This window comes from Terrabacter sp. C0L_2 (genome assembly GCF_036352015.1).
Classification (GTDB): Bacteria; Actinomycetota; Actinomycetes; order Actinomycetales; family Dermatophilaceae; genus Terrabacter; species Terrabacter tumescens.
On the sequence record NZ_CP143557.1, the window covers coordinates 2,905,687 to 2,927,109 of the forward strand.

Genomic DNA, 21,423 nt, shown 5'->3' on the forward strand with positions numbered 1-21,423 from the left:
AAGCCCGTGGTGGAAACGACGAAGCACATCTTTGTGACCGGGGGCGTTGCCTCCTCTCTCGGCAAGGGCCTGACAGCCTCGAGCCTCGGACGACTTCTCAGATCGCGGGGCCTGCGGGTCACGATGCAGAAGCTCGACCCCTACATCAACGTCGATCCCGGGACGATGAACCCGTTCCAGCACGGCGAGGTCTTCGTGACCGACGACGGGGCGGAGACCGACCTCGACATCGGTCACTACGAGCGCTTCCTCGACGTGAACCTCGTCGGCAGCGCGAACGTGACGACCGGTCAGGTCTACAACCACGTCATCGCCAAGGAGCGCCGCGGCGAGTACCTCGGCGACACCGTCCAGGTCATCCCGCACATCACCAACGAGATCGTCGCCCGGATGCGCGCTCTCGCCACCGGAGGTCCGGACGCCCCGGACGTCATCATCACCGAGATCGGTGGCACGGTCGGCGACATCGAGTCGCTGCCCTTCCTCGAGGCCGCGCGCCAGGTGCGCCACCTCATCGGCCGCGACAACAGCTTCTTCCTGCACGTCTCGCTCGTGCCCTACCTCGCCCCGAGCGGCGAGCTCAAGACCAAGCCCACGCAGCACTCCGTCGCCGCGCTGCGCCAGGTCGGCATCCAGCCCGACGGCCTCGTGCTCCGGGCCGACCGCGACATCCCCGACCCGATCAAGCGCAAGATCTCGCTCATGTGCGACGTCGACGTCACCGCGGTCGCGGCCTGCGTCGACGCCCCGAGCATCTACGACATCCCCAAGGTGCTGCACCGCGAGGGCCTCGACGCCTACGTGATCCGCCGCCTCGGGATGGGCTTCCGCGACGTCGACTGGACCGAGTGGGACCAGCTGCTCCAGCGGGTGCACGACCCCGAGCACGACATCGAGATCGCCCTCGTCGGCAAGTACATCGACCTCCCGGACGCCTACCTCTCGGTCACCGAGGCCCTGCGTGCCGGCGGCTTCCACCACGACGCCAAGGTCAACATCCGCTGGGTCGCCAGCGACGAGTGCCAGACCCCGGCGGGTGCCCAGAAGGCGCTCGGCGGCGTCGACGCGATCCTCGTGCCCGGTGGCTTCGGCGTGCGCGGCATCGAGGGCAAGCTCGGCGCCCTGACGTGGGCCCGCGAGAAGCAGGTGCCGACGCTCGGCATCTGCCTCGGCCTGCAGTGCATGGTCATCGAGTACGCCCGGACCGTCCTCGGCAACGAGGACGCGAGCTCGACGGAGTTCGACCCCGACACCGAGCACCCCGTCATCGCGACGATGGAGGAGCAGAAGGCGTTCGTCGAAGGCGCCGGCGACCTCGGTGGCACGATGCGCCTCGGCCTCTACCCGGCCGCCCTCAAGGAGGGCAGCGTCATCCGTGAGGCCTACGGCTCGGCCGAGGTGCAGGAGCGCCACCGCCACCGCTACGAGGTCAACAACTCCTACCGCGCCGACCTCGAGAAGGCGGGCCTCGTCTTCTCCGGCACGTCGCCCGACGGGACGCTCGTCGAGTTCGTCGAGCTGCCCCGCGACGTCCACCCGTACTACGTCTCGACGCAGGCGCACCCGGAGTTCCTGTCGCGTCCCAACCGCGCGCACCCGCTGTTCGCGGGTCTCGTCGGGGCCGCCCTCGAGCGCCAGCGCAGCGAGCGGCTCGTCGAGGTCGAGCGTCACCGTGCGGCCACCGACGCCGGTCGCGCCGCGGCCGAGCCGGCCCAGGGTGAGCGCGATGACGAGTACGCCTCGGTGTCGGCTTCGGCGTCCACGGGCGACTCGCCGGACGCCGGCTGAGCCGCCGGTGAGCCTGCACGCACCACGCGGCACCGCGGCCGACCTCGTCGAGGAGTGGACCGCCGAGCCGGTGCTCGAGTCGACGACGCCCTTCGAGGGGATCATCTTCGACGTCGTGCGTGAGCGCGTCGACCTCGGCGCCGGGGGCGTCGTCATGAGGGACCTCGTGACGCACCCCGGTGCCGTCGCCGTGCTCGCCCTGCGCGAGCTCGACGACGTGCTGCACGTCCTGCTGATCCGGCAGTACCGCCACGCGAGCGGCGGTCACGTGTGGGAGCTGCCCGCGGGCCTGCTCGACGTCGACGGCGAGCCCCCGCGTGACGCCGCCGCGCGCGAGCTCCTCGAGGAGGTCGACCTCACGGCCGACGAGTGGCACGTGCTCGCCGACGACGTCACCTCGCCCGGCGCCTTCCCCGAGACGGTGCGGATCTTCCTCGCCCGTGGCCTGCACGAGGTGGATGCGGAGGACGCGCACGAGCGCACGGCCGAGGAGCTGACGATCCGCCCGCTGTGGGTGCCGCTCGACGACGCCGTCGACGCCGCGCTCGCGGGCCGCATCAGCAACTCCGCCACGCTCGTCGGGCTGCTCTCGGCGGGGCTGTCGCGCGAGCGTGGCTGGTCGACGCTGCGGCCCCACGACGCTCCCTGGCCGGCTCGCGACGCCCAGCGGGCCGCGCGGCGGTGAGCGGCTCGGCGTTCGGGTCGGCTGCGCCCGCTGCGTCCCGTGGGTCCGGACCGTGTCCGTGTCGCACCGGTGACGACGTGAGGTCGTATGCCGCGTGCTGCGGGCCGCTGCTCGCCGGGGACCGCACGGCCTCCACCGCGGAGGACCTCATGCGATCGCGCTACACGGCCTTCGCGACCGGGGACGACGCGTACCTGCTGCGCACCTGGCACCCGCGCACCCGCCCGGCACACGTCGACCTCGACCCGGTCACCCGCTGGACCGGGCTCACGGTGCTGCGCACCCAGCGCGGGGGACCGGGCGACGAGGACGGCGTCGTCGAGTTCGTCGCGCGCTGGTCCGAACCGTCAGGCCCGGGGGGACGGCGTCGGGGCGAGCTCCACGAGGTCAGTCGCTTCGAGCGCCGAGCGGGTCGCTGGCTCTACGTCGACGGCGACCACCGGTGAGGTGAGCGCCTGCTCGGCGGTGGAGGCAGGCACCACCGGATCGGGCGTGCCACCCCGGCGTCGGGCCACGGCGACGCCGACGCCGGCGAGCAGCACGAGGCCCCCGACGAGCTCCAGCGCGTGCGGCCGCTCGCCGAAGGCGACCGCGGCGGCCGCCATGCCGAAGACCGGCACGAGCATGGCGAACGGGGTCACCTTCGCGACGGGGTAGCGCGCGAGCAGCGTGTTCCAGATGCCGTAGCCGACGAGCGACGACAGCCAGGCGGTGTAGGCGGTCGAGGCGACCGCCTGCCACTGGACGTGGGTGAGCGCCGCCCCGACGGCTGCCGGCCCCTCGACGACGAGCGAGAGCGCGAGCGCCGGGACCGGCACGACGAGACCCGACCAGACGGTGACGCCGAGCCCGGCGCCGGGCGCCGTCAGCGCTCCCGCCCGGCGCGTCAGCACGTTGCCCACCGCCCACGACACGGCGGCGAGGACGAGCACGACGAGCGGCAGCACGGGCGCCGACAGCCCCCGCCCGACGGCGATGGTGAGCAGTCCGGCGCCGCCGAGGGCCACCCCCGCGCGCTGCAGGGCGGAGGGTCGCTCGCGCAGCCACACGGCCGCGATGACGACGGTGAGCAGCACCTGGGCCTGGAGCACGAGCGAGGACAGTCCCGGGGGCATGCCGAGGTGCAGCGCGAGGTAGAGCAGGGCGAACTGGCCGAGGCTCGTGAAGAGCCCGATGAGGGCGAGGTCGCGCCACGGCAGGACCGGGCGTCGGACGAGGAAGACGGCCGGCACGCAGACGACGACGAAGCGCACCGCGAGGAAGAGCAGGGGCGGCACCGAGTCGAGGCCGGTGCGGATGGCGACGAAGTTCGTGCCCCAGAGCAGGGCGACGAGGACGGCGAGGGCGGAGTCGCGGCGGCGCATGACGCCCATCCTGCGTGCCGTGACCGTTCACGTCCATCAAACTGTCGTGGCCTCGACTGTGTAGCATCGCTGCATGATCGATCCGATCGCCCTCCGGTCCCTCGTCGCGGTCGAGCTGCACGGCTCCGTGGGTGCCGCAGCGTCCGCACTCGACTACACGCCGAGCGCCGTCTCCCAGCAGATCAAGCGCCTCGAGACCCAGACGGGTGTCCGGCTGCTCGAGCGGCAGGGCAGGGGCGTGCTGCTCACCGAGGCGGGCCGCACGCTCTCGGAGTCGGCGCGGGACCTGCTCGCCCACATGGAGCGTCTCGAGTCGCGGCTGCACGGCGCGAGCGGCGAGACCACCGGGACGGTGCGCCTCGCGACCTTCGCGACGGCCTACCGCGGGATCGTCGTCGGAGCCATCGGCCGGCTGCGCGACGTCGCGCCGGGGGTGGTGCTGCGGCCCGACGAGATCGACCCCTGGGACGCCGTCGACGCAGTGGCCGCCGGCACGCACGACCTCGCGCTCGTGCACAACTGGGAGCCGTTGCCGCTGGCGATCCCGGACCACCTGGAGGTGCGCGACCTCGGCCGGGACCGGGCCGATGTGCTCGTGCACGAGGACCACCGGCTCGCCGGACAGGACGGGATCGGGGTCGGCGACGTGCTCGACGAGGCCTGGGCCAGCGTCGCGCCCGGCTCGATCTGCCACCAGTGGCTCCAGAAGATGTACGCCGACGTCGGGCGGGCACCGCGGATCGCGCACGTGGCCCTCGAGTTCGCCACGCACGTCGCCCTCGTCGCGCAGGGCGAGGCCATCGCCCTCGTGCCGCGCCTGGGGCGAGGACCGCTGCCCGCGGGGGTCGTCGCCGTCCCCATCGTCGACCCCGTGTCCGAGCGGACCGTCAGCCTCGTCTGGAGGCGCACCATGACCGACAGCCCGGCGCTCGCGGCGGCCGTCGCGGCGCTCGCGGCCGAGGGATCCCGCGACCTCAGCTGACCGGCTGGGGGGCCTGCCGCTCGGCGAACTCCTGCTGCCGACGGGAGGGCTGGTCCAGGCGCAGGCGACCGCGCAGGCGGCTCACCGGACGCTCGACGAGCACCCACGACAGCCACGACACGAGGATCGCGGCCGCGATGAGCACGAGGTTGCGGGGGGTCGAGTGCTCACCGAGCAGGTGGCTGTTGATGAACGTCTGGTGCCAGAGGTAGAGCGCGTAGCTGATGGTGCCGAAGAACACCATGACCCGGGAGCCCACGACCCGCGAGTGACCCGACACGGCGGCGTACACCAGCCACACCCCGAGCACGGCGTAGACGGCGCCGAGCGGCCGGAAGAGCGGGTGGTCGACGGCGAGGCCGTGGCTCGGGAAGGCCGAGACCGCGACCATGACGACGAACGGCACGAGCGGGTCCGCCGCGGGCAGCTCCCAGCCGCGGGACCTCACCCCGGACAGGGCGAAGGCGAGGGAGACCCCGAGGAGCAGGGCGAACGCGTTGGTCTCGGTCGAGATGTCGAGCCGGAGCGCGGTGCCCTGCGTCCAGACCGAGTAGAAGGTCGCGAGCGCCGCGAGGCTGAGCGCCACCGCCAGCGCACGGCTGCGCAGCCAGGTCATGAGGGCGATGAAGATCGCCGGCCAGATGACGTAGAACTGCTCCTCGACCGACAGGGACCACAGGTGGTTGAGCACCCCGAGGTCCGTGCCGGCGATCCGCACCCAGTTGCCGACGTAGAAGAGCGAGGCCAGCGCGGCCGTCGGGTAGCTCGAGAGACGGTTGTCGCCGGTCGCCCACAGCACCAGCGGAGCGAGCACCAGCAGCAGGACCAGCGCCGGGAGCAGGCGCAGCGCCCGGCGGCCCCAGAAGCGCCACAGGCTGATCGACCCCCACCGCTCCCACTCACGGATGAGCAGGCTCGTGATGAGGTAGCCCGAGAGCACGAAGAAGAGCGTCACCCCCGAGAGGCCGCCCCAGCGGACGGGGAGCCCCGAGTGGGCGGCGACGACGAGGAGGACTGCGAGACCTCGGACGCCGTCGAGGTCGCGGTTGCGGGAGTGCTGCACGGCGAAGAGCCTAGGTGCAGGCGGTCTAGGATTGGTCCTCGGTGCCCGCGCCCGACCAGCGGCCGGACCCTCGCTCGACCCGAACCACGTCCCGGAAGGACCCTCCGTGCTCCGCACTCACGAGGCCGGCACTCTCCGTGCCGACCACGCAGGCCAGACCGTCACCCTCACCGGTTGGGTGGCGCGGCGTCGAGACCACGGCGGGGTCGCGTTCCTCGACCTCCGCGACGCCTCCGGTGTCGCGCAGGTCGTCGCCCGCGACGAGGTGCTCGCCGAGGGCGGCGCCCACGACGTGCGCAACGAGTACTGCGTCAAGGTGACCGGCGAGGTGCGCACGCGCCCCGAGGGCAACGCCAACCCCGACCTGCCCACCGGCGAGATCGAGGTCATCGTCAGCGAGCTCGAGGTGCTCAACCCCGCGGCGCCGCTGCCCTTCCAGATCGACGAGCGCGTCACCGTCGGCGAGGAGGCCCGCCTCAAGCACCGCTACCTCGACCTCCGCCGCCCCGGCGCCAGCTCGGCCGGCGCCGCCATCCGCCTGCGCTCCAAGGTCAACGCCGCGGCGCGCGCCGTCCTCGGCGCCCGCGACTTCGTCGAGATCGAGACCCCGACCCTGACGCGCTCCACGCCCGAGGGCGCCCGTGACTTCCTCGTGCCGGCCCGCCTCGCGCCCGGCTCCTGGTACGCCCTGCCGCAGAGCCCGCAGCTGTTCAAACAGCTGCTCATGGTGGCCGGCATGGAGCGCTACTACCAGATCGCCCGCTGCTACCGCGACGAGGACTTCCGCGCCGACCGCCAGCCGGAGTTCACCCAGCTCGACATCGAGATGAGCTTCGTCGACCAGGACGACGTCATCGAGCTCGGCGAGGCGATCATCCAGGCGCTGTGGCGCCTCATCGGCGTCGAGCTCGAGGCGCCGTTCGCGCGGATGACCTACCGCGACGCGATGGCGCGCTACGGCTCCGACAAGCCCGACCTGCGCTTCGGCAACGAGCTCGTCGAGTGCACCGAGTACTTCAAGGACACGACCTTCCGGGTCTTCCAGTCCGACTACGTCGGCGCCGTCGTCATGCCGGGCGGCGCGAGCCAGCCGCGCAAGCAGCTCGACGCGTGGCAGGAGTGGGCCAAGCAGCGCGGCGCCCGGGGCCTGGCCTACGTCCTCGTCCAGGAGGACGGCGAGCTGGGCGGTCCCGTGGCCAAGAACCTCACCGACGCCGAGCGTGCCGGTCTTGCTGCGCACGTCGGCGCGAAGCCGGGCGACTGCATCTTCTTCGCGGCCGGCGCCGCCAAGGCCTCGCGCGCCCTGCTCGGCGCCGCCCGCCTCGAGATCGGCCGTCGCTGCGACCTCATCGACGAGGACGCGTGGAGCTTCCTCTGGGTCGTCGACGCACCGCTCTTCGAGCCCGCCGCCGACGCGGTCGCCTCGGGTGACGTCGCCGTGGGCGCGGGCGCGTGGACGGCAGTCCACCACGCCTTCACCTCGCCCAAGCCGGAGTTCCTCGAGACGTTCGACACCGACCCGGGGCCGGCGCTCGCCTACGCCTACGACATCGTCTGCAACGGCAACGAGATCGGAGGCGGCTCGATCCGTATCCACCAGCGTGACGTGCAGGAGCGGGTCTTCGCGGTCATGGGCCTGTCCGAGGAGGACGCCCAGGAGAAGTTCGGCTTCCTCCTCGAGGCCTTCGCCTTCGGTGCCCCGCCGCACGGCGGCATCGCCTTAGGCTGGGACCGCATCGTCTCGCTCCTCGCGCACACCGACTCGATCCGCGACGTTATCGCCTTCCCGAAGTCGGGCGGCGGCTACGACCCGCTGACGGCCGCGCCCGCGCCGATCACCAGCGAGCAGCGCAAGGAGGCCGGGGTCGACGCCAAGCCGGCCGCCGCGGCTCCCGCGCCTCAGGGTGCACCCGAGGTCAGCCCCGCCAGGAGCTGAGTCCCGCTCGTCCCGACCGTGGAGGGTCGTCGTCACCGGGTGACGGCGGCCCTCCACGCGTGTGCCGTCTAGGTCGTATGCCGTGAGCAGCCCGGGTCTTTGCCCTACCTTGACCGGCCGGCTCCTAACGTGCGGAGACATGCGCCTCCGTCGACTGCGTCCCGTCCTCGCCGCCTCCGTGGGAGTCCTGCTCGCCATCGGCGGCGCGTCGTCCGCCATCTCAGCCCCGTCGGTCGCGGCCGGCGCGACCCCGCCGGCCGAGTTCGGCAGCGACTGGGACGACCCCCGCACGCCGGAGCCTCCCGTCCCGGTGCCGGCCACGCGCCACTGCAGCGTGCGGGTCGTCGACGACGCGTTCGACGACTTCGACGTCCACGCCCGGGACTACACCCCGCCGCCCGGCTGTGCGGGTCCGTGGTCGAAGGTCGTCATGCGGCTCGAGGGCTCGGTGGCCGGACGGCAGTTCGACCGCATCGGTCACGTCGACGTCGGGGTAGTGCGCATGCTGACGCTCTCGACTCCCGAGCCGAGCGTCGACGGGATCAGCTGGCACGTCGAGAAGGACGTCACCGACCTCGCGCCCCTGCTCGCCGACCCGCAGCAGGTCGAGGCCTACATCGGCAACGTCGTCGACTCCACGTACACCGGCGTCATCCACGTGACGGTCGACCTCGACTTCTACACCACGGGACGCGGCGCCCCGGCGGCGCAGACGGCCGACGCCGTCCTTCCCCTCTCCGACGCCTCGCGCGACGGCACCGACCTCGTCGGGACGCTGACCGTGCCGCGCAACTCGACCCGGCTGCTGGCCGACGTCTTCGCCACGGGCTCCGGCGGGGGCTGCGAGGAGTTCTGGGACACGAGCGCGCCTGCGAGCACGGGCTACTCGTGCCCGGACGGCCTGCCCTACCGGGAGGTCGACGTGCGCATCGACGGTCAGCTCGCCGGCATCGCCGCCCCGTACCCGGTCGTCTACACCGGCGGCTGGAGCAACCCCTTCCTCTGGTACGCGATCCCCTCGCCCAAGGCCTTCGACATCCCGGCGCTGGGCTACGACCTCACCCCGTTCCTGGCCCGCCTCGATGACGGCAGGTCGCACGACGTCCGCCTATCCGTGGTCGGGCTGCCCTCGGGGCAGGGCGGGTGGACCCTCTCGCCGCGCTTCCGCGTGTGGCGCGACGCGGGCCGCAGCGTGGTGTCGGGAACGATGGGGACGGCATACGCGAACGAGCCGGTGATCGAGAGCTCGGTGGGCGGGACCGGCGACCGGGCGGGTCACGTCGACCTCGAGGCCACGCGCGAGCTCCGGGTCACGGGCACGCTGTCCACCTCTCGCGGTCCGGTCACGACCACGGTGACGCGCAGCCTGTCGAACACCTCGCGGCACTCGTGGACCGACGACGAGGCCGACGACGCCCTGAAGGCCGCGTGGACCGACACCCAGTCGGTCGCCACGAGCCACGGCAAGGGCACGCCGACCGTCGAGCGCACGACGCACCGGTGGGACAAGGACGGGGTCCTGGGCTTCCACCCCAGCGACGACATCGCGGGTGCGTACGACGTGACCGGTGACCTCGCGATCTCCTGGGAGCGCGCGAGCTCGACGACCCGCGGCGGGGCAGCCCTGTCGAGCCGCTCCGAGACGTCGTCGTTCGACGGTCGCGCCGCCTGGATCTACGGCGTGCCGCGGGACCAGCGGCACGCGACGGCCGACACCAGCGCCCGCGCGACCCTGACCGAGCGCAGCCCCGGCCGGGCCACGTCCTTCGAGCGTCGTCTCCGCGCGGTCAACGGCACGTTCGTCGCCGACACGGCCCGCTGAGGGGCGACGATGTGGGGGTGACCACCGTGGAACGACGCGCCCCCGACGACGTCCTCGTCCACCTGCGCCGCGCCCGCGACCACGCCGACCGGCACTACGCCGACGATCTCGACCTCGACGCGCTCGCCGCCGAGGCACGGCTGTCGAAGTACCACTTCCTCCGGCTGTTCCGCACGACCTACGGCGTGACCCCGGCCGAGTACGTCTCGAGGCGCCGCATCGAGCGGGCCCAGGACCTGCTGCGCTCGACCAACCTCACCGTCACCGAGGTGTGCCACGCCGTGGGCTTCACGAGCCTCGGGTCGTTCAGCAGCCGCTTCCGTGCAGTCGTCGGGGAGACGCCGAGCAGCTTCCAGGCGAGGTATGCCGCGTCCGGCGGCCCACACATCCCGGGCTGCGTCATCTTCATGTGGGGCCTCGCCGAACGCTCCGCAACGCAGGAGAAGCCTGACGCGCAGACCCCGTCATAGCGTGGCCGCATGATCACGAACATCTCCATCGTCAGTGTCTTCGTCAAGGACATCGACGAGTCGAAGCGCTTCTACGTCGACGTCCTCGGTTTCGAGGAGAAGGACGACATCACCCTCGGCGACGGCTACCGCTGGTGCACCGTCGTGCACCCCAACCAGCCCGAGCTGCAGGTCAGTCTCGCGATCCCCGGGCCACCCTTCCCGGACGAGCTCGTCACCGCGATGAAGCGGGCGCTCGACGCCGGCGGGCTCAACGGACTCGGCCTCTCGGTCGACGACTGCGAGAAGACCTACGCCGAGCTGAGCGCCAAGGGCGTGGAGTTCCTCCAGCCGCCGTCGGCGCGGCCCTACGGCACCGAGGCCGTGTGCCGGGACAACTCCGGCAACTGGGTCGTCCTCGTGCAGGAGGCCGACCGCAAGGTCGTGGCGGCGGACTTCGCCTGAGGACCGGCCGCGTCGTCAGCGGTCGATGACGACCGGTCGGCTCGACCACGCGCACAGGCGGTCGTAGCCGAGCGAGAGGTAGAGGGCGCGGGCGACGGCGTTGTGGGAGTACATCCCGAGGGTGCACACCCCGCGCTCGAGCACGGCTGCCCGGGTGACGGCACCGACGACGGTGCGGCCCAGCCCCTGCCCGCGCAGGCCGGTGTCGACGGCGACCGACGACAGGTGCGGCGCGCCGGCACGCGTCGTCCCCCAGGCCGCCACCGCCTGCAGCGACCCGTCCGGGCCCTCCACGGCGAACCAGCGCTCGCCCTGGCCCGGCTCGGTGTCGGCCGTGGGGGAGTGCGCCTCGAGGAAGGTGCGCACCTCGCCGGCCCGGGCGACGTCGTCGAGGGGGACCACCCGCTCGTGCGACGCGTGCTCGGCCGGGGCGGTCGTGGTGTGGAACCACTCCCAGTCGCCACCGTCGAGCACGCGGAAGCGCTCCCGGAGCCGGGGCTCGAGGTGCTGGGGCACGCTGACCGAGAAGGCGCGCCGCTCGGGGGAGACGTTCGCCGCGATCTCGGGCAGGTGGTCGAGCAGGGCCATGACGCCGTCGTCGTCCCCGAGGACGTTGACGGTCCGGCGCACCGCCTTGCGCGTGCGCTGGAAGGCGACGGCGCCCGCGGCGCTCCACCACGTCGCGGCCAGCTCGTCGGTGACCTCCCAGCGCACGAACGGGTGCGCCCCGGTCTCGGCCAGCAGGCCGTCGAGGCCGTGCCCGGTGACGACGGCGGTCACCGGGTGCCCACCCGAGTGCCGACGCGGCCCACTCGACACATTCGACCCACTCGGCTCACTCGGTGATCCCGAACCGGTCGTGGAGCCGCCGGAGCGGCCGGGGGGCCCACCAGTTCCAGCGACCGAGCAGCGTCATCGTCGCCGGCACGAGGAGCATCCGCACGAGCGTCGAGTCGATGACGACCGCGGCCACGAGCGCGACGCCCATCTGCTTGATGATGAGGATGTCGCCGGCGACGAAGCCACCGAAGACGATGACGATGAGCAGCGCCGCCGAGGTGATGATGCGTCCGGTGCGCTGCAGGCCGAGCGAGACCGCGCGGTCGTTCTCGGCGCCGTGCCGGTGGAACTCCACGATCCGCGAGAGCAGGAAGACCTCGTAGTCCATCGACAGCCCGAAGCCGAAGGCGAGGACGAGGAAGGGCACCATCGACTCGACGGCGCCGACCGAGGTGAAGCCGAGCAGGCCCTCGAGGTGGCCCTCCTGGAAGATCCACACGACGACCCCGAGCGCGGCCCCGAGCGAGATGACGTTGAGCAGCAGCGCCTTGACCGGGACGACCACCGACCCCGTCATGAGGAAGAGCAGGACGAACGTGCCGAGCACGACGAGGCCCACGGCATACGGCGCCCGGGCGGACATGGAGTCGAGGAAGTCGATCTGGCCCGCAGCCTGCCCCGTCGTCAGCGTCTCGAAGGGCGCGCTCGTCGCCCGGATCGTCGTCACAAGATCCTGCGCCTCGTCGGACGTCGGCCGTCCGGCGACGCGGATGTTGACGCGCTGGTGGTCGGCGCCGAGCGGCTGGACCACCAGCCCCTCGACCCCCGGTCGCGAGCGGAACTGCTGGGCCCACGACGTCACCGCCGCCGTGTCGGACGAGGCCGCGACGACGGTCACCTCGGGGGCGGACAGCGCGGGGTAGTCACGGTCGAGCTGCTCGAAGAAGATGCGTTGCGGCGCGTCCTTCGGGAGCAGCTCGGTGCCCGACGACGTGAGCTTCATCGACAGCGTCGGCAGCGCGAGCGTCACGAGGACGACGACGACCCCGACGATGACGAGCACCGGGCGGCGCTGCACGGCGACGGCGAGGCGGGAGAAGAGGCCGACGTCCGAGGCCTGTTCGACCGCCTTGCGGGACAAGCGCTTTGCGCCGACGACACAGAGCGCGGGCACGAGCGTGATCGCCACGACCATCGCGACGAGGACGACGCTGACGCCCGCGACGCCGATGGCCCGCATGATCGAGGCCTCGAAGACGAGCAGGCCGGCCAGGGCGATCGCGACGGTGAGACCGGAGAAGAGGACGGTGCGCCCCGCCGTGGCCACGGTGCGCTCGGTCGCGCGGGCGACCTCCTCCCTCGTCGGCACGTCGTGCTCACGGTGCGCGAGCTCCTCACGGAACCTGCTGACCGTGAGCAGGCCGTAGTCGATGGACAGCCCGAGGCCGAGCAGGGTGACGATGTTGACGACGGTCGCGTCGAGCTCGACGGCGTGCGAGAAGCCGAAGAGCGAGAGCAGGGCGCCGCCGATCGACACGACCGCCCCGACGATCGGCATGCCGGCGGCCACGAAGCCGCCGAAGACGAAGAACATGACGAGGAAGGTGAGCGGCAGGGCGATGCCCTCTCCGCGCAGGAGGTCGTGCTCGACGGTGCTCGTGATGGACTTGATGACCTTGCTCGTGCTGCCGACGGTGCCCTGCGCGTCCATCGCCGTCGCGACGGCGAGCAGGCGTGTCTCGGCGAGGGACTCGGCGGAGTCCTGCGCGGCCTTGTCGAGGCCGGGCTCGAAGTCGACGACCGTGACGAAGCCGCCGGCGGCCGGGGTGCCGCCCTTGAGCAGGGGGGCGACGGACGGGTCGGTCACGCCCTTCGGGGCGAGCAGCGGCGAGCGGACGCTCTTGACGCCCTTGACCTCGGCCACGGCGCGGGTCGCGGCCGCGCCGTCCTGCACGGTCCTCGCGTCGGTGAGGTCGGCGCCGTTCACCTGCATCGTCAAGGTCTCGAGGGCCGGCTGGCTCTCGGCGATGACGTCCTGGGCCCGCGAGGACTCGGACTCGACCGTCGGCGCCCCGGAGTGGAGCCTCTCGAAGAGGGACTCGCCGGTGACGCCGCCCACCGCGACGGCGAAGCACGCGACCGCGATGACGGCCCACGCCGCCACCCAGCTGCGCGGGTGCCGCGCGATGAGTCCTCCGAGACGGGCCAGACGGGTGCGGGGCGCCGGGCCCGCGGGTGAGGGGTTCTGCACGCGGATAGCCTTCCACAGTGATGTCAGACAGTCCGGCGGACCTCTTCGGTGCGGCCTCCGCCGCCGACCGCGGCGAGCAGCCGGCCTCGGCCGGGGTCGCCCCGCTGGCCGTGCGGATGCGCCCGCGCTCCCTCGACGAGGTGCGAGGGCAGGCCAAGGTGCTACGGCCCGGGAGCCCGCTGCGTCGCCTCATCGAGGGGTCCGGTGGTGCGGCAGGGCCCCTGTCGGCGATCCTCTGGGGGCCGCCCGGCACCGGCAAGACGACGCTCGCGCACCTCGTCGCGACCGCCGCCGAGCGCCGGTTCGTCGAGCTCTCCGCCGTCACGGCCGGCGTCAAGGACGTCCGCTCCGTCATGGAGGCGGCTATCCGCGAACGCGACCTCTACTCGCGCCAGACCGTGCTCTTCCTCGACGAGATCCACCGCTTCACCAAGGCCCAGCAGGACGCACTGCTCCCCGGTGTCGAGAACCGCACCGTCATCCTCGTCGCCGCCACGACCGAGAACCCGTCCTTCAGCATCATCTCCCCATTGCTCTCGCGCTCGGTGCTCGTCACCCTGGAGTCCCTGTCCGACGAGGAGATCGGCGAGCTGCTCGCGGCCGCCCTCACGGACGAACGCGGCTTCGACGGCGAGCACACGCTGGCGGCCGACGCCACCGAGCACCTCGTCCGCATCGCCGGTGGCGACGCCCGCCGCGCCCTGACCTCGCTCGAGGCGGCCGCCGGCGTCGCGCTCGACGCGCAGCCCGCAGGACGGCTCTCCGACGACCCCGTCGAGATCACGCTCGCCCACGTCGAGCAGGCCGTCGCACAGGCGGCCGTGCGCTACGACCGCGCGGGGGACCAGCACTACGACGTCGCCAGCGCGCTCATCAAGTCGATGCGGGGCAGCGACGTCGACGCGGCGCTGCACTACCTCGCCCGGATGCTCGAGGCGGGGGAGGACCCGCGCTTCATCGCGCGCCGCATCGTCATCTCAGCGAGCGAGGACGTCGGCATGGGCGACCCGACGGCCCTGCAGACCGCCGTGGCCGCGATGCACGCCGTGGCCCAGATCGGCATGCCGGAGGCGCGGATCATCCTGGCCCAGGCCGTCGTGCACAACGCCATGGCACCCAAGTCCAACGCGGCATACCTCGGCATCAACGAGGCGATCGCCGACGTCCGGGCCGGGCGCGGGGGCGTCGTGCCCGCGCACCTGCGGGGGAGCGGCTACGCCGGGGCCGAGCGGCTCGGTCACGGCAAGGGCTACGTCTACGCCCACGACGAGCCCGACGGCGTGGCGGCGCAGCAGTACCTCCCGGACGACCTGCACGACGCCGTCAGCTACTACCGCCCCACCGACCGCGGCTTCGAGGAGAGGCTTCGGGCCCGCTGGGAGTGGCTGTCGGGGCGGTTGGGACGCACGCGCCGGCAGTGACTCCGGCGGCCCCACGGGAGCCCTCCGGGGCGGATTGTTTCGGGCCCGAGAGGTGCGGACGGACATTGTGTCGTGGAACGAGGCGGTCGGTAACGATTTGTCATCCATGACCGGTCCGATGCTTGGACGACGGAAGACTCTGTGGCAGGCTCACGACGTCCCGGCGGGGGTGGCATCCGGAAGATCTGGAGTGCCCCTGAGGGCGGCTCGGGTGACGTAACCCCGGGCCGGAAGTGATCCCACAAGGATGGAGACAATGCGTTGAACGCAATGCCGGAGCCCTCAGCAGTCACGCTGACAGAGGAATCCGACGAGAGGGCTTCGACGACCGCGCCTGAGCACCAGGACGTCCGCACCGGACGGTCCCCCGGCCAGGTGGCCTGGGCCCGTCTGAAGCGGGACAAGGTCGCGATCATCTGCTCCGTCATCATCCTGTTCTTCATCGTCGTCGCGATCTTCGCGCCGCTGCTCGTCTCGCTCGAGGCCATCGACCCGATCACCAAGGCCAAGGCCGACCCGGGCACCGTGCACACCGAGCTCGTCGACTTCAACGGCCTGCCGACGGTCGGCGCGAGCTCGGCACACTGGCTCGGCGTCGAGCCGCGCCTGGGCCGTGACCTCTTCGCCCGCTGGGCCTATGGCGCCCGCCCGTCGCTCATCATCGGCTTCGTCGCCGCCTTCGCCTCGACGGTCCTCGGTGTCGTGCTCGGCCTCGTGGCCGGCTACCTCGGCGGCGTCGCCGACAAGATCATCTCGTGGGTCATCGACTTCTTCCTGTCGCTGCCGATCCTGCTCCTCGTGCTCGCGATCATCCCGATCATGCAGAAGCGTCTGGCCGCCGGCGGTGACCTCACCCCCGAGGAGACCTCGACGATCCGCTTCTGGGTGCTCATCGTCATCCTCGTCGTGTTCGGCTGGATGGGCCTCGCACGACTCGTGCGAGGCGAGGTCAAGAGCCTGCGGGAGCGGGAGTTCGTCCAGGCGGCCCGTGCCATCGGTGTCCCGACCCGCTCGATCCTCTTCCGGGAGATCCTGCCCAACCTCGTCGGCCCGATCATCGTCTCGGCCTCGATCGCGGTGCCGGCGTACATCACCTACGAGGCGACGCTGAGCTACCTCGGAGCCGGTCTCGTCGAGCCCACCGCGTCGTGGGGCCGCACCATCGCCGACGCGCAGAACCTCTTCGCCACGTACCCCCTGTGGCTCTGGCCCTCGGTCATCGGCCTGTCGCTCCTCGTGCTCGCCCTCAGCCTGCTCGGCGACTCGATCCGCGACGCGTTCGACCCCACCAGCCGCCGCTGACCCATCGGGTCGCGGTCACCAGATGTTCCCGGCACAACGCCGGGACAAGCAAAAGGGAGCAAACAACAATGCGCTGGACCAAAGTCCTGACCGTGGGAGCCGCGGCTTCCCTCGGCTTCGTCGCGGCCTGCGGCGCCCCGTCGGCGACCAACACGCCGTCCGGCACCGGTGGTGCCAACGGCGGCAAGGTCGACCAGGCGGGTGCCGCCCTCGACCCGAACGCCAAGGGCCCGGCCCCGGAGATCCCCGGTGCGAAGAAGGGTGGCATCCTCACGGTGCCCTACGCCTCGACGCCCGCCAACATGGACCCGAGCGACCAGTTCTACCAGGACACGGCCGTCATCTTCTCGCTGACGAACCGCGCGCTGACCACCTACGTCAGCCGTGACGGCAAGCAGGTCCTCGTGCCGGACCTCGCCACCGACCTCGGCAAGCAGTCGGAGGACGGCCTGACGTGGACGTTCACGCTCAAGGACGGCATCAAGTACGAGGACGGCTCCCCGGTCAAGGCCCAGGACATCGTCTTCGCGGCCAAGCGCTCGTTCGACCCCGACCTCGCCGCCAACGGCCCGACCTACCAGCGCGAGTTCTTCAAGGGTGGCGCGGACTACCAGGGCCCCTACAAGGGTGACAAGAACTGGAAGGGCGTCGAGGCCACCGACGACAAGACCATCGTCTTCCACCTCGAGAAGCGCTTCGAGACGCTGCCCTACTTCGTCTCCTTCAACCAGTTCACGCCGATCCCCGAGGCGAAGGACAAGAAGGCCGACTACCAGCTGCACCCGCTCGCCACCGGCCCGTACATGTTCGACAAGTACACCCCGGGCACCGAGCTCGTCCTCAAGCGCAACCCCAACTGGGACCCCGCCACGGACGCCGCGCGCCACAACTACCCCGACGGCTTCCACTTCAAGTGGGGTGTCGACACCATCAAGACGCAGACCGCCATCCTCGCCTCCAACGGCGACGACGCGACGAGCCTCAACTGGGACCCGATCGACTCCTCGCTCATCCCGCAGATCGAGGGCGACAAGAAGGCCCAGTTCGAGGAGGGCCCCTCCTCCTGCGTGCTCATGGTCAACCTCGACGCCCGCAAGATCCCGCTGCCGGTCCGCAAGGCCATCGCCGTGGCGTACCCCTTCGACTCGATCCACAAGGCCGGCGGTGAGACGACGCACTCGTTCTCGCCCGCCAGCACGATCATCCCGCCGCAGATCGCCGGTCACCTCGACTACACGGCCGAGGCTGCCCCGGGCTTCAAGATGAACGGCCAGGGCGACGGCAACGCCGAGGAGTCCAAGAAGATGCTCGCCGCGGCCGGCTACGGCCCCGACAAGCCCTTCGAGCTCATCTACTACTACACCAACGACGACGACATCGCGCAGAAGGTCAACCAGGTCCGCAAGCAGAAGCTCGAGGCCGCCGGCTTCAAGGTTCAGGACATCGGTGTCCCGGCTGCCGAGCGTCGCAAGCTCGTCGGCGACCCGAAGGGCAAGTACAACATGCTCCAGTCGCCGCGCGGCTGGTGCTTCGACTGGCCGTCCGCCGACTCGATCATCCCGCCCACCTTCGGCACGATCGCCCTCTCGCAGGGTGGCACGACCTTCGGCAACTTCTCCGACGCCAAGATCGACGCCGAGATCAAGCGCATCCAGCAGCTCTCCATCACGGAGCAGGGGCCGGAGTGGGGCAAGATGGACAAGTGGCTCACGGAGAACTACCTCCTGGCCATCCCGGACAACAACGACAAGGGCAACTCGGTCTTCGGCACGAAGGTCAAGAACGTCCACAACAACCCGAACAAGGGCATGCCGGACCTCACGGACGTGTGGCTCGACTCCTGAGTCGGCAGTGACGGCTCCCCCTCGGGGGAGCACGATCTGAACTGACCGCCGTGGTGGGGGTCCGGGATCTCCCGGGCCCCCACCACCGGCGCCCACCTCGTTTGGAAGGCAAAACGTGCTCACGTACATCCTCAGGCGGTTGGCTCTCGCCCTGAGCGTCATCCTGGCCACGCTGGTCTCGGCGTTCCTGCTGTTCTTCGCGGGCCCGTCCGACCCGGCGCAGGCCATGTGTCCCGAGACGCGCTGCAACGCGGCGCGACTCGCCGCCATCACGAAGAGCATCGGGCTCGACAAGCCCTTGACGGTGCAGTTCTTCGACTACTTCAAGGGTCTGTTCTTCGGGCGCGACTTCGTCTACGCCGGTGACACCGTCCACTGTGGCGCGCCGTGCCTCGGCTTCTCGTTCGTGACGCGACGCTCCGTCAACGAGGAGCTCTTCACGCGCTTCCCGAACACCATCGTGCTGGCGCTCATGGCCGCCGTCGTGTTCGTGACCGTCGGCGTGACCCTGGGCATCATCGCGGCCGTGCGACGTGGCTCCGCGACGGACCGCGGGCTCGTCGGCGCCTCGCAGGTGCTCGGCTCGATCCCGTACTACGTCCTCGCGCTGCTCGTCGCCCTCTACCCGGTCATCCTGTGGAACGTGCTGCCGCAGTACTCGTCCATATCGGCAGGAGTCGGCCCCTACTTCCTGGGCATGCTCGCGCCGGCGCTGATCCTCGGGTTCGTCACCTCGGCGTCCTACGTCAGGTACACCCGCAACTCGATGATCGAGACGCTGTCGATGGACTACATCCGCACCGCGCGCTCGAAGGGCATCAGCGAGCGCACCGTGCTCTACAAGCACGGCTTCCGCGCCGCGATGAGCCCGATCGCGACGATCCTCGGTCTCGACATCGCCGCCCTGCTGACGGGCACGCTCATCACCGAGCAGATCTTCGGCGTCGACGGCATCGGCCGCCGCGGCCTGGCCGCCCTCAAGGCCTTCGACCTGCCCGTCATCATGGGCACGGTGCTCATCGGAGCGGTCGTCGTCGTCTTCATGAACCTCGTCGTCGACATCGCCTACTCCTTCATCGACCCGCGAGTGAGGCTGTCGTGACCGCCACCGTGAACACCATCTCGACCCAGTCCGCCGAGGCCCGGAACGCCGGCGACGTCGTCCTCGACGTCAGCGACCTCTCGGTGGCCTTCCCCACCGAGGAGGGCGTCGTCAAGGCGGTCTCCAACCTCACCTACCAGGCCCGACTGGGGCGCACGCTCGCCATCGTCGGCGAGTCCGGCTCGGGCAAGTCCGTGAGCAGCATGGCGGTGCTCGGCCTGCACAACCCGAAGCGCACCCAGATCACGGGCAGCATCAAGCTGGACGGCATCGAGCTCGTCGGCGCCCCGGCGTCGACGTTCCAGAAGATCCGCAGCACCAAGGCCGCCATGGTCTTCCAGGACCCGCAGAGCTCGCTGCACCCGTTCCACAAGGTCGGCAAGCAGATCGCCGAGGCCTACCAGGCCCACAACAAGGTGAGCAAGCAGGTCGCGATGAAGCGGGCGGTCGAGATGCTCGACCTCGTCGGCATCCCCAACCCCCAGCGGCGGGCGAACTCCTACCCGCACGAGTTCTCGGGCGGCATGCGCCAGCGTGCGATGATCGCGCTCGGCCTGGTCAACAACCCCAAGCTGCTCATCGCCGACGAGCCGACGACCGCTCTCGACGTGACGGTCCAGGCTCAGATCCTCGACCTCGTCAACGACCTCCAGAAGGAGTTCGGCTCCGCGGTCATCCTCATCACCCACGACCTCGCGGTCGTGGCCGAGACGGCCGACGACATCCTCGTGATGTATGCCGGTCGCGGCGTCGAGAAGGGCAGCGCCAAGGAGGTGCTGGCCCAGCCGTCGCACCCGTACACCTACGGCCTGCTGCAGTCCCTGCCCTCGCACTCCGAGGACCTCGAGGAGCTCCGCGCCATCAAGGGCACGCCGCCCAGCCTGCTCAACCTCCCGTCGGGCTGCTCGTTCCACCCCCGCTGCGAGTTCAAGTCGCAGGTCGAGGGCGAGGCCTGCTGGACGCAGCTGCCCGCGTGGCGCCCGACCCCCGGACTGCACAACCGCGAGATCCGTTGCCACCTGGCCGATCCCGTGGCCACCCTGAAGCACGACGAGGAAGCCCGATGAGCGACCAGACCCTGCTCAAGGTCACCGACCTCCAGCGCCACTTCCCGATCCGCGAGGTCCAGGGACTGCGCATGGTGAGGGCGACGGTCAAGGCCGTCGACGGCATCAGCTTCTCCGTCAAGGAGGGGCAGACGCTCGGACTCGTCGGTGAGTCCGGCTGTGGCAAGTCGACGACGTCGCGGCTCGTGACGCGCCTCGACGAGCCGACCGGCGGCACCATCGAGTTCGGTGGCCGCGACATCACGCACCTGAAGGAGCACGAGCTGCGGGACATCCGCCGCGACGTGCAGATGATCTTCCAGGACCCGTACTCCTCGCTGAACCCGAGGCAGACGGTCGGGGCGATCCTCAGCACCCCGCTGCGTGTGCACGGCCTGCACCAGGGCAAGGAGAAGGCCCGGGTCCAGGAGCTGCTCGAGCTCGTCGGCCTCAACCCCGAGCACATCAACCGCTACCCGTCGGAGTTCTCCGGTGGCCAGCGCCAGCGCATCGGCATCGCCCGTGCGCTCGCCGTCGAGCCGAAGCTCATCATCGCCGACGAGCCGGTCTCGGCCCTCGACGTGTCGATCCAGGCGCAGGTGATGAACCTGCTCGCCAAGCTGCGCAACGAGCTGGACCTCGCGTTCATCTTCGTGGCCCACGACCTCGGCGTCGTGCGCCACTTCTGCGACCAGGTCGCCGTGATGTACCTCGGCAAGATCGTCGAGTTCGGCGACAAGAAGAAGATCTACGAGGCACCCGAGCACCCGTACACCCAGGCCCTGCTCTCCGCGGCGCCCGACATCAACGTCGCGCGTGGCATCGCCCCCAAGGAGCGCATCCGCCTGATCGGCGACGTGCCCAGCCCGATCGACCCGCCGAGCGGCTGCCGCTTCCGCACTCGCTGCTGGAAGGCGCAGGACATCTGCGCCCAGCAGGAGCCGCCGCTCGTCACGGCCACGGCCGAGGAGTCCACGCGTGCCTTCCGCGAGGGCGGCGTGCACCTGCAGGCCTGCCACTTCCCCGAGGTCAAGACCGACCTCGTGGCCGAGGTGCCGGCCTGACGGTCGCATCGCCCGCAGGACCACGTATGCGGCTGGGCCAGCTCCCCGTGCGGGAGCCG

At 71.0% G+C, this 21,423-nt stretch carries 18 protein-coding genes; 14 read left to right on the forward strand and 4 right to left on the reverse strand.

The genetic code is table 11. The features are described 5' to 3' along the window. The first annotated feature begins 6 nt into the window (after window positions 1–6). The 3 genes from U5C87_RS13260 (at window position 7) to U5C87_RS13270 (ending at window position 2,919) form a co-directional block, all read left to right on the forward strand. Window positions 7–1,788, forward strand: coding sequence for a CTP synthase (locus U5C87_RS13260; protein ID WP_330473028.1), 1,782 nt, complete (start codon window positions 7–9; stop codon window positions 1,786–1,788). A 7-nt stretch (window positions 1,789–1,795) separates the two neighbouring features. Further along, on the forward strand, window positions 1,796–2,473 hold the full coding sequence (locus tag U5C87_RS13265; protein ID WP_330473029.1) for an NUDIX hydrolase: 678 nt from the start codon (window positions 1,796–1,798) through the stop codon (window positions 2,471–2,473). Between the two features lie 77 nt (window positions 2,474–2,550). Continuing rightward, the gene (locus U5C87_RS13270) at window positions 2,551–2,919 is read left to right on the forward strand and encodes a YchJ family protein (RefSeq protein ID WP_330473030.1); all 369 of its coding nucleotides are present in this window, start codon (window positions 2,551–2,553) and stop codon (window positions 2,917–2,919) included. Here the strand turns inward: U5C87_RS13270 and U5C87_RS13275 are convergent. Next, window positions 2,821–3,837: an EamA family transporter gene (locus tag U5C87_RS13275; protein WP_330473031.1), complete on the reverse strand. Its 1,017-nt coding sequence runs from the start codon at window positions 3,835–3,837 to the stop codon at window positions 2,821–2,823. The two genes, U5C87_RS13270 and U5C87_RS13275, sit on opposite strands and share 99 nt — an antisense overlap. A gap of 73 nt (window positions 3,838–3,910) precedes the next feature. Between U5C87_RS13275 and U5C87_RS13280 the strand changes: the two genes are divergently transcribed. Further along, entirely contained in the window at window positions 3,911–4,819 is a 909-nt protein-coding gene (locus U5C87_RS13280) for a LysR family transcriptional regulator (protein WP_330473032.1), read from the forward strand. Here the strand turns inward: U5C87_RS13280 and U5C87_RS13285 are convergent. Next, a complete protein-coding gene (locus U5C87_RS13285) occupies window positions 4,812–5,882 on the reverse strand; it encodes an acyltransferase family protein (protein ID WP_330473033.1) in 1,071 nt (356 codons plus the stop codon). The genes U5C87_RS13280 and U5C87_RS13285 overlap by 8 nt on opposite strands. A gap of 106 nt (window positions 5,883–5,988) precedes the next feature. Between U5C87_RS13285 and aspS the strand changes: the two genes are divergently transcribed. The 4 genes from aspS to U5C87_RS13305 all read left to right on the forward strand — a co-directional run bounded on the left by aspS (window position 5,989) and on the right by U5C87_RS13305 (window position 10,554). After that, window positions 5,989–7,818, forward strand: coding sequence for an aspartate--tRNA ligase (aspS, locus tag U5C87_RS13290; RefSeq protein ID WP_330473034.1), 1,830 nt, complete (start codon window positions 5,989–5,991; stop codon window positions 7,816–7,818). 139 nt (window positions 7,819–7,957) lie between these two features. Continuing rightward, window positions 7,958–9,640: a peptide-N4-asparagine amidase gene (locus tag U5C87_RS13295; RefSeq protein WP_330473035.1), complete on the forward strand. Its 1,683-nt coding sequence runs from the start codon at window positions 7,958–7,960 to the stop codon at window positions 9,638–9,640. A 26-nt stretch (window positions 9,641–9,666) separates the two neighbouring features. Then, window positions 9,667–10,110, forward strand: coding sequence for a helix-turn-helix transcriptional regulator (locus U5C87_RS13300; protein WP_330473036.1), 444 nt, complete (start codon window positions 9,667–9,669; stop codon window positions 10,108–10,110). Window positions 10,111–10,119: 9 nt separating this feature from the next. Beyond that, window positions 10,120–10,554: a VOC family protein gene (locus tag U5C87_RS13305; RefSeq protein ID WP_330473037.1), complete on the forward strand. Its 435-nt coding sequence runs from the start codon at window positions 10,120–10,122 to the stop codon at window positions 10,552–10,554. 15 nt (window positions 10,555–10,569) lie between these two features. Here U5C87_RS13305 and U5C87_RS13310 read toward each other — a convergent pair whose 3' ends face one another. Continuing rightward, on the reverse strand, window positions 10,570–11,334 hold the full coding sequence (locus U5C87_RS13310) for a GNAT family N-acetyltransferase (protein ID WP_330473038.1): 765 nt from the start codon (window positions 11,332–11,334) through the stop codon (window positions 10,570–10,572). Window positions 11,335–11,389: 55 nt separating this feature from the next. Next, window positions 11,390–13,585 carry an MMPL family transporter gene (locus U5C87_RS13315; protein ID WP_330473039.1) on the reverse strand — a complete coding sequence of 732 codons (2,196 nt, stop codon included), beginning with the start codon at window positions 13,583–13,585 and terminating at the stop codon, window positions 11,390–11,392. A gap of 20 nt (window positions 13,586–13,605) precedes the next feature. On the opposite strand from U5C87_RS13315, the gene U5C87_RS13320 reads away from it, so the two are divergent. From U5C87_RS13320 to U5C87_RS13345, 6 genes are all read left to right on the forward strand, one after another. After that, the gene (locus tag U5C87_RS13320; protein WP_330473040.1) at window positions 13,606–15,006 is read left to right on the forward strand and encodes a replication-associated recombination protein A; all 1,401 of its coding nucleotides are present in this window, start codon (window positions 13,606–13,608) and stop codon (window positions 15,004–15,006) included. Between the two features lie 375 nt (window positions 15,007–15,381). After that, entirely contained in the window at window positions 15,382–16,308 is a 927-nt protein-coding gene (locus tag U5C87_RS13325; RefSeq protein ID WP_030201755.1) for an ABC transporter permease, read from the forward strand. 92 nt (window positions 16,309–16,400) lie between these two features. Further along, the gene (locus U5C87_RS13330) at window positions 16,401–18,152 is read left to right on the forward strand and encodes an ABC transporter substrate-binding protein (RefSeq protein ID WP_330473041.1); all 1,752 of its coding nucleotides are present in this window, start codon (window positions 16,401–16,403) and stop codon (window positions 18,150–18,152) included. A 115-nt stretch (window positions 18,153–18,267) separates the two neighbouring features. Beyond that, window positions 18,268–19,254 (forward strand): ABC transporter permease, encoded by a 987-nt coding sequence (locus U5C87_RS13335; protein WP_330473042.1) that lies wholly within the window; start codon window positions 18,268–18,270, stop codon window positions 19,252–19,254. Further along, window positions 19,251–20,321 carry an ABC transporter ATP-binding protein gene (locus U5C87_RS13340; protein WP_330473043.1) on the forward strand — a complete coding sequence of 357 codons (1,071 nt, stop codon included), beginning with the start codon at window positions 19,251–19,253 and terminating at the stop codon, window positions 20,319–20,321. Before U5C87_RS13335 ends, U5C87_RS13340 begins: the two co-directional genes overlap by 4 nt. Continuing rightward, the gene (locus tag U5C87_RS13345) at window positions 20,318–21,364 is read left to right on the forward strand and encodes an ABC transporter ATP-binding protein (RefSeq protein WP_330473044.1); all 1,047 of its coding nucleotides are present in this window, start codon (window positions 20,318–20,320) and stop codon (window positions 21,362–21,364) included. The genes U5C87_RS13340 and U5C87_RS13345 overlap by 4 nt, the downstream gene beginning before the upstream one ends. Window positions 21,365–21,423: the final 59 nt, after the last annotated feature.

Bases quoted from the DNA above. Each gene is read 5' to 3' on its own strand.
- U5C87_RS13275 (WP_330473031.1), bottom strand. From the start codon at position 3,837: ATGCGCCGCCGCGACTCCGCCCTCGCCGTCCTCGTCGCCCTGCTCTGG.
- U5C87_RS13280 (WP_330473032.1), top strand. From the start codon at position 3,911: ATGATCGATCCGATCGCCCTCCGGTCCCTCGTCGCGGTCGAGCTGCAC.
- U5C87_RS13295 (WP_330473035.1), top strand. From the start codon at position 7,958: ATGCGCCTCCGTCGACTGCGTCCCGTCCTCGCCGCCTCCGTGGGAGTC.
- U5C87_RS13305 (WP_330473037.1), top strand. From the start codon at position 10,120: ATGATCACGAACATCTCCATCGTCAGTGTCTTCGTCAAGGACATCGAC.
- U5C87_RS13320 (WP_330473040.1), top strand. From the start codon at position 13,606: ATGTCAGACAGTCCGGCGGACCTCTTCGGTGCGGCCTCCGCCGCCGAC.
- U5C87_RS13345 (WP_330473044.1), top strand. From the start codon at position 20,318: ATGAGCGACCAGACCCTGCTCAAGGTCACCGACCTCCAGCGCCACTTC.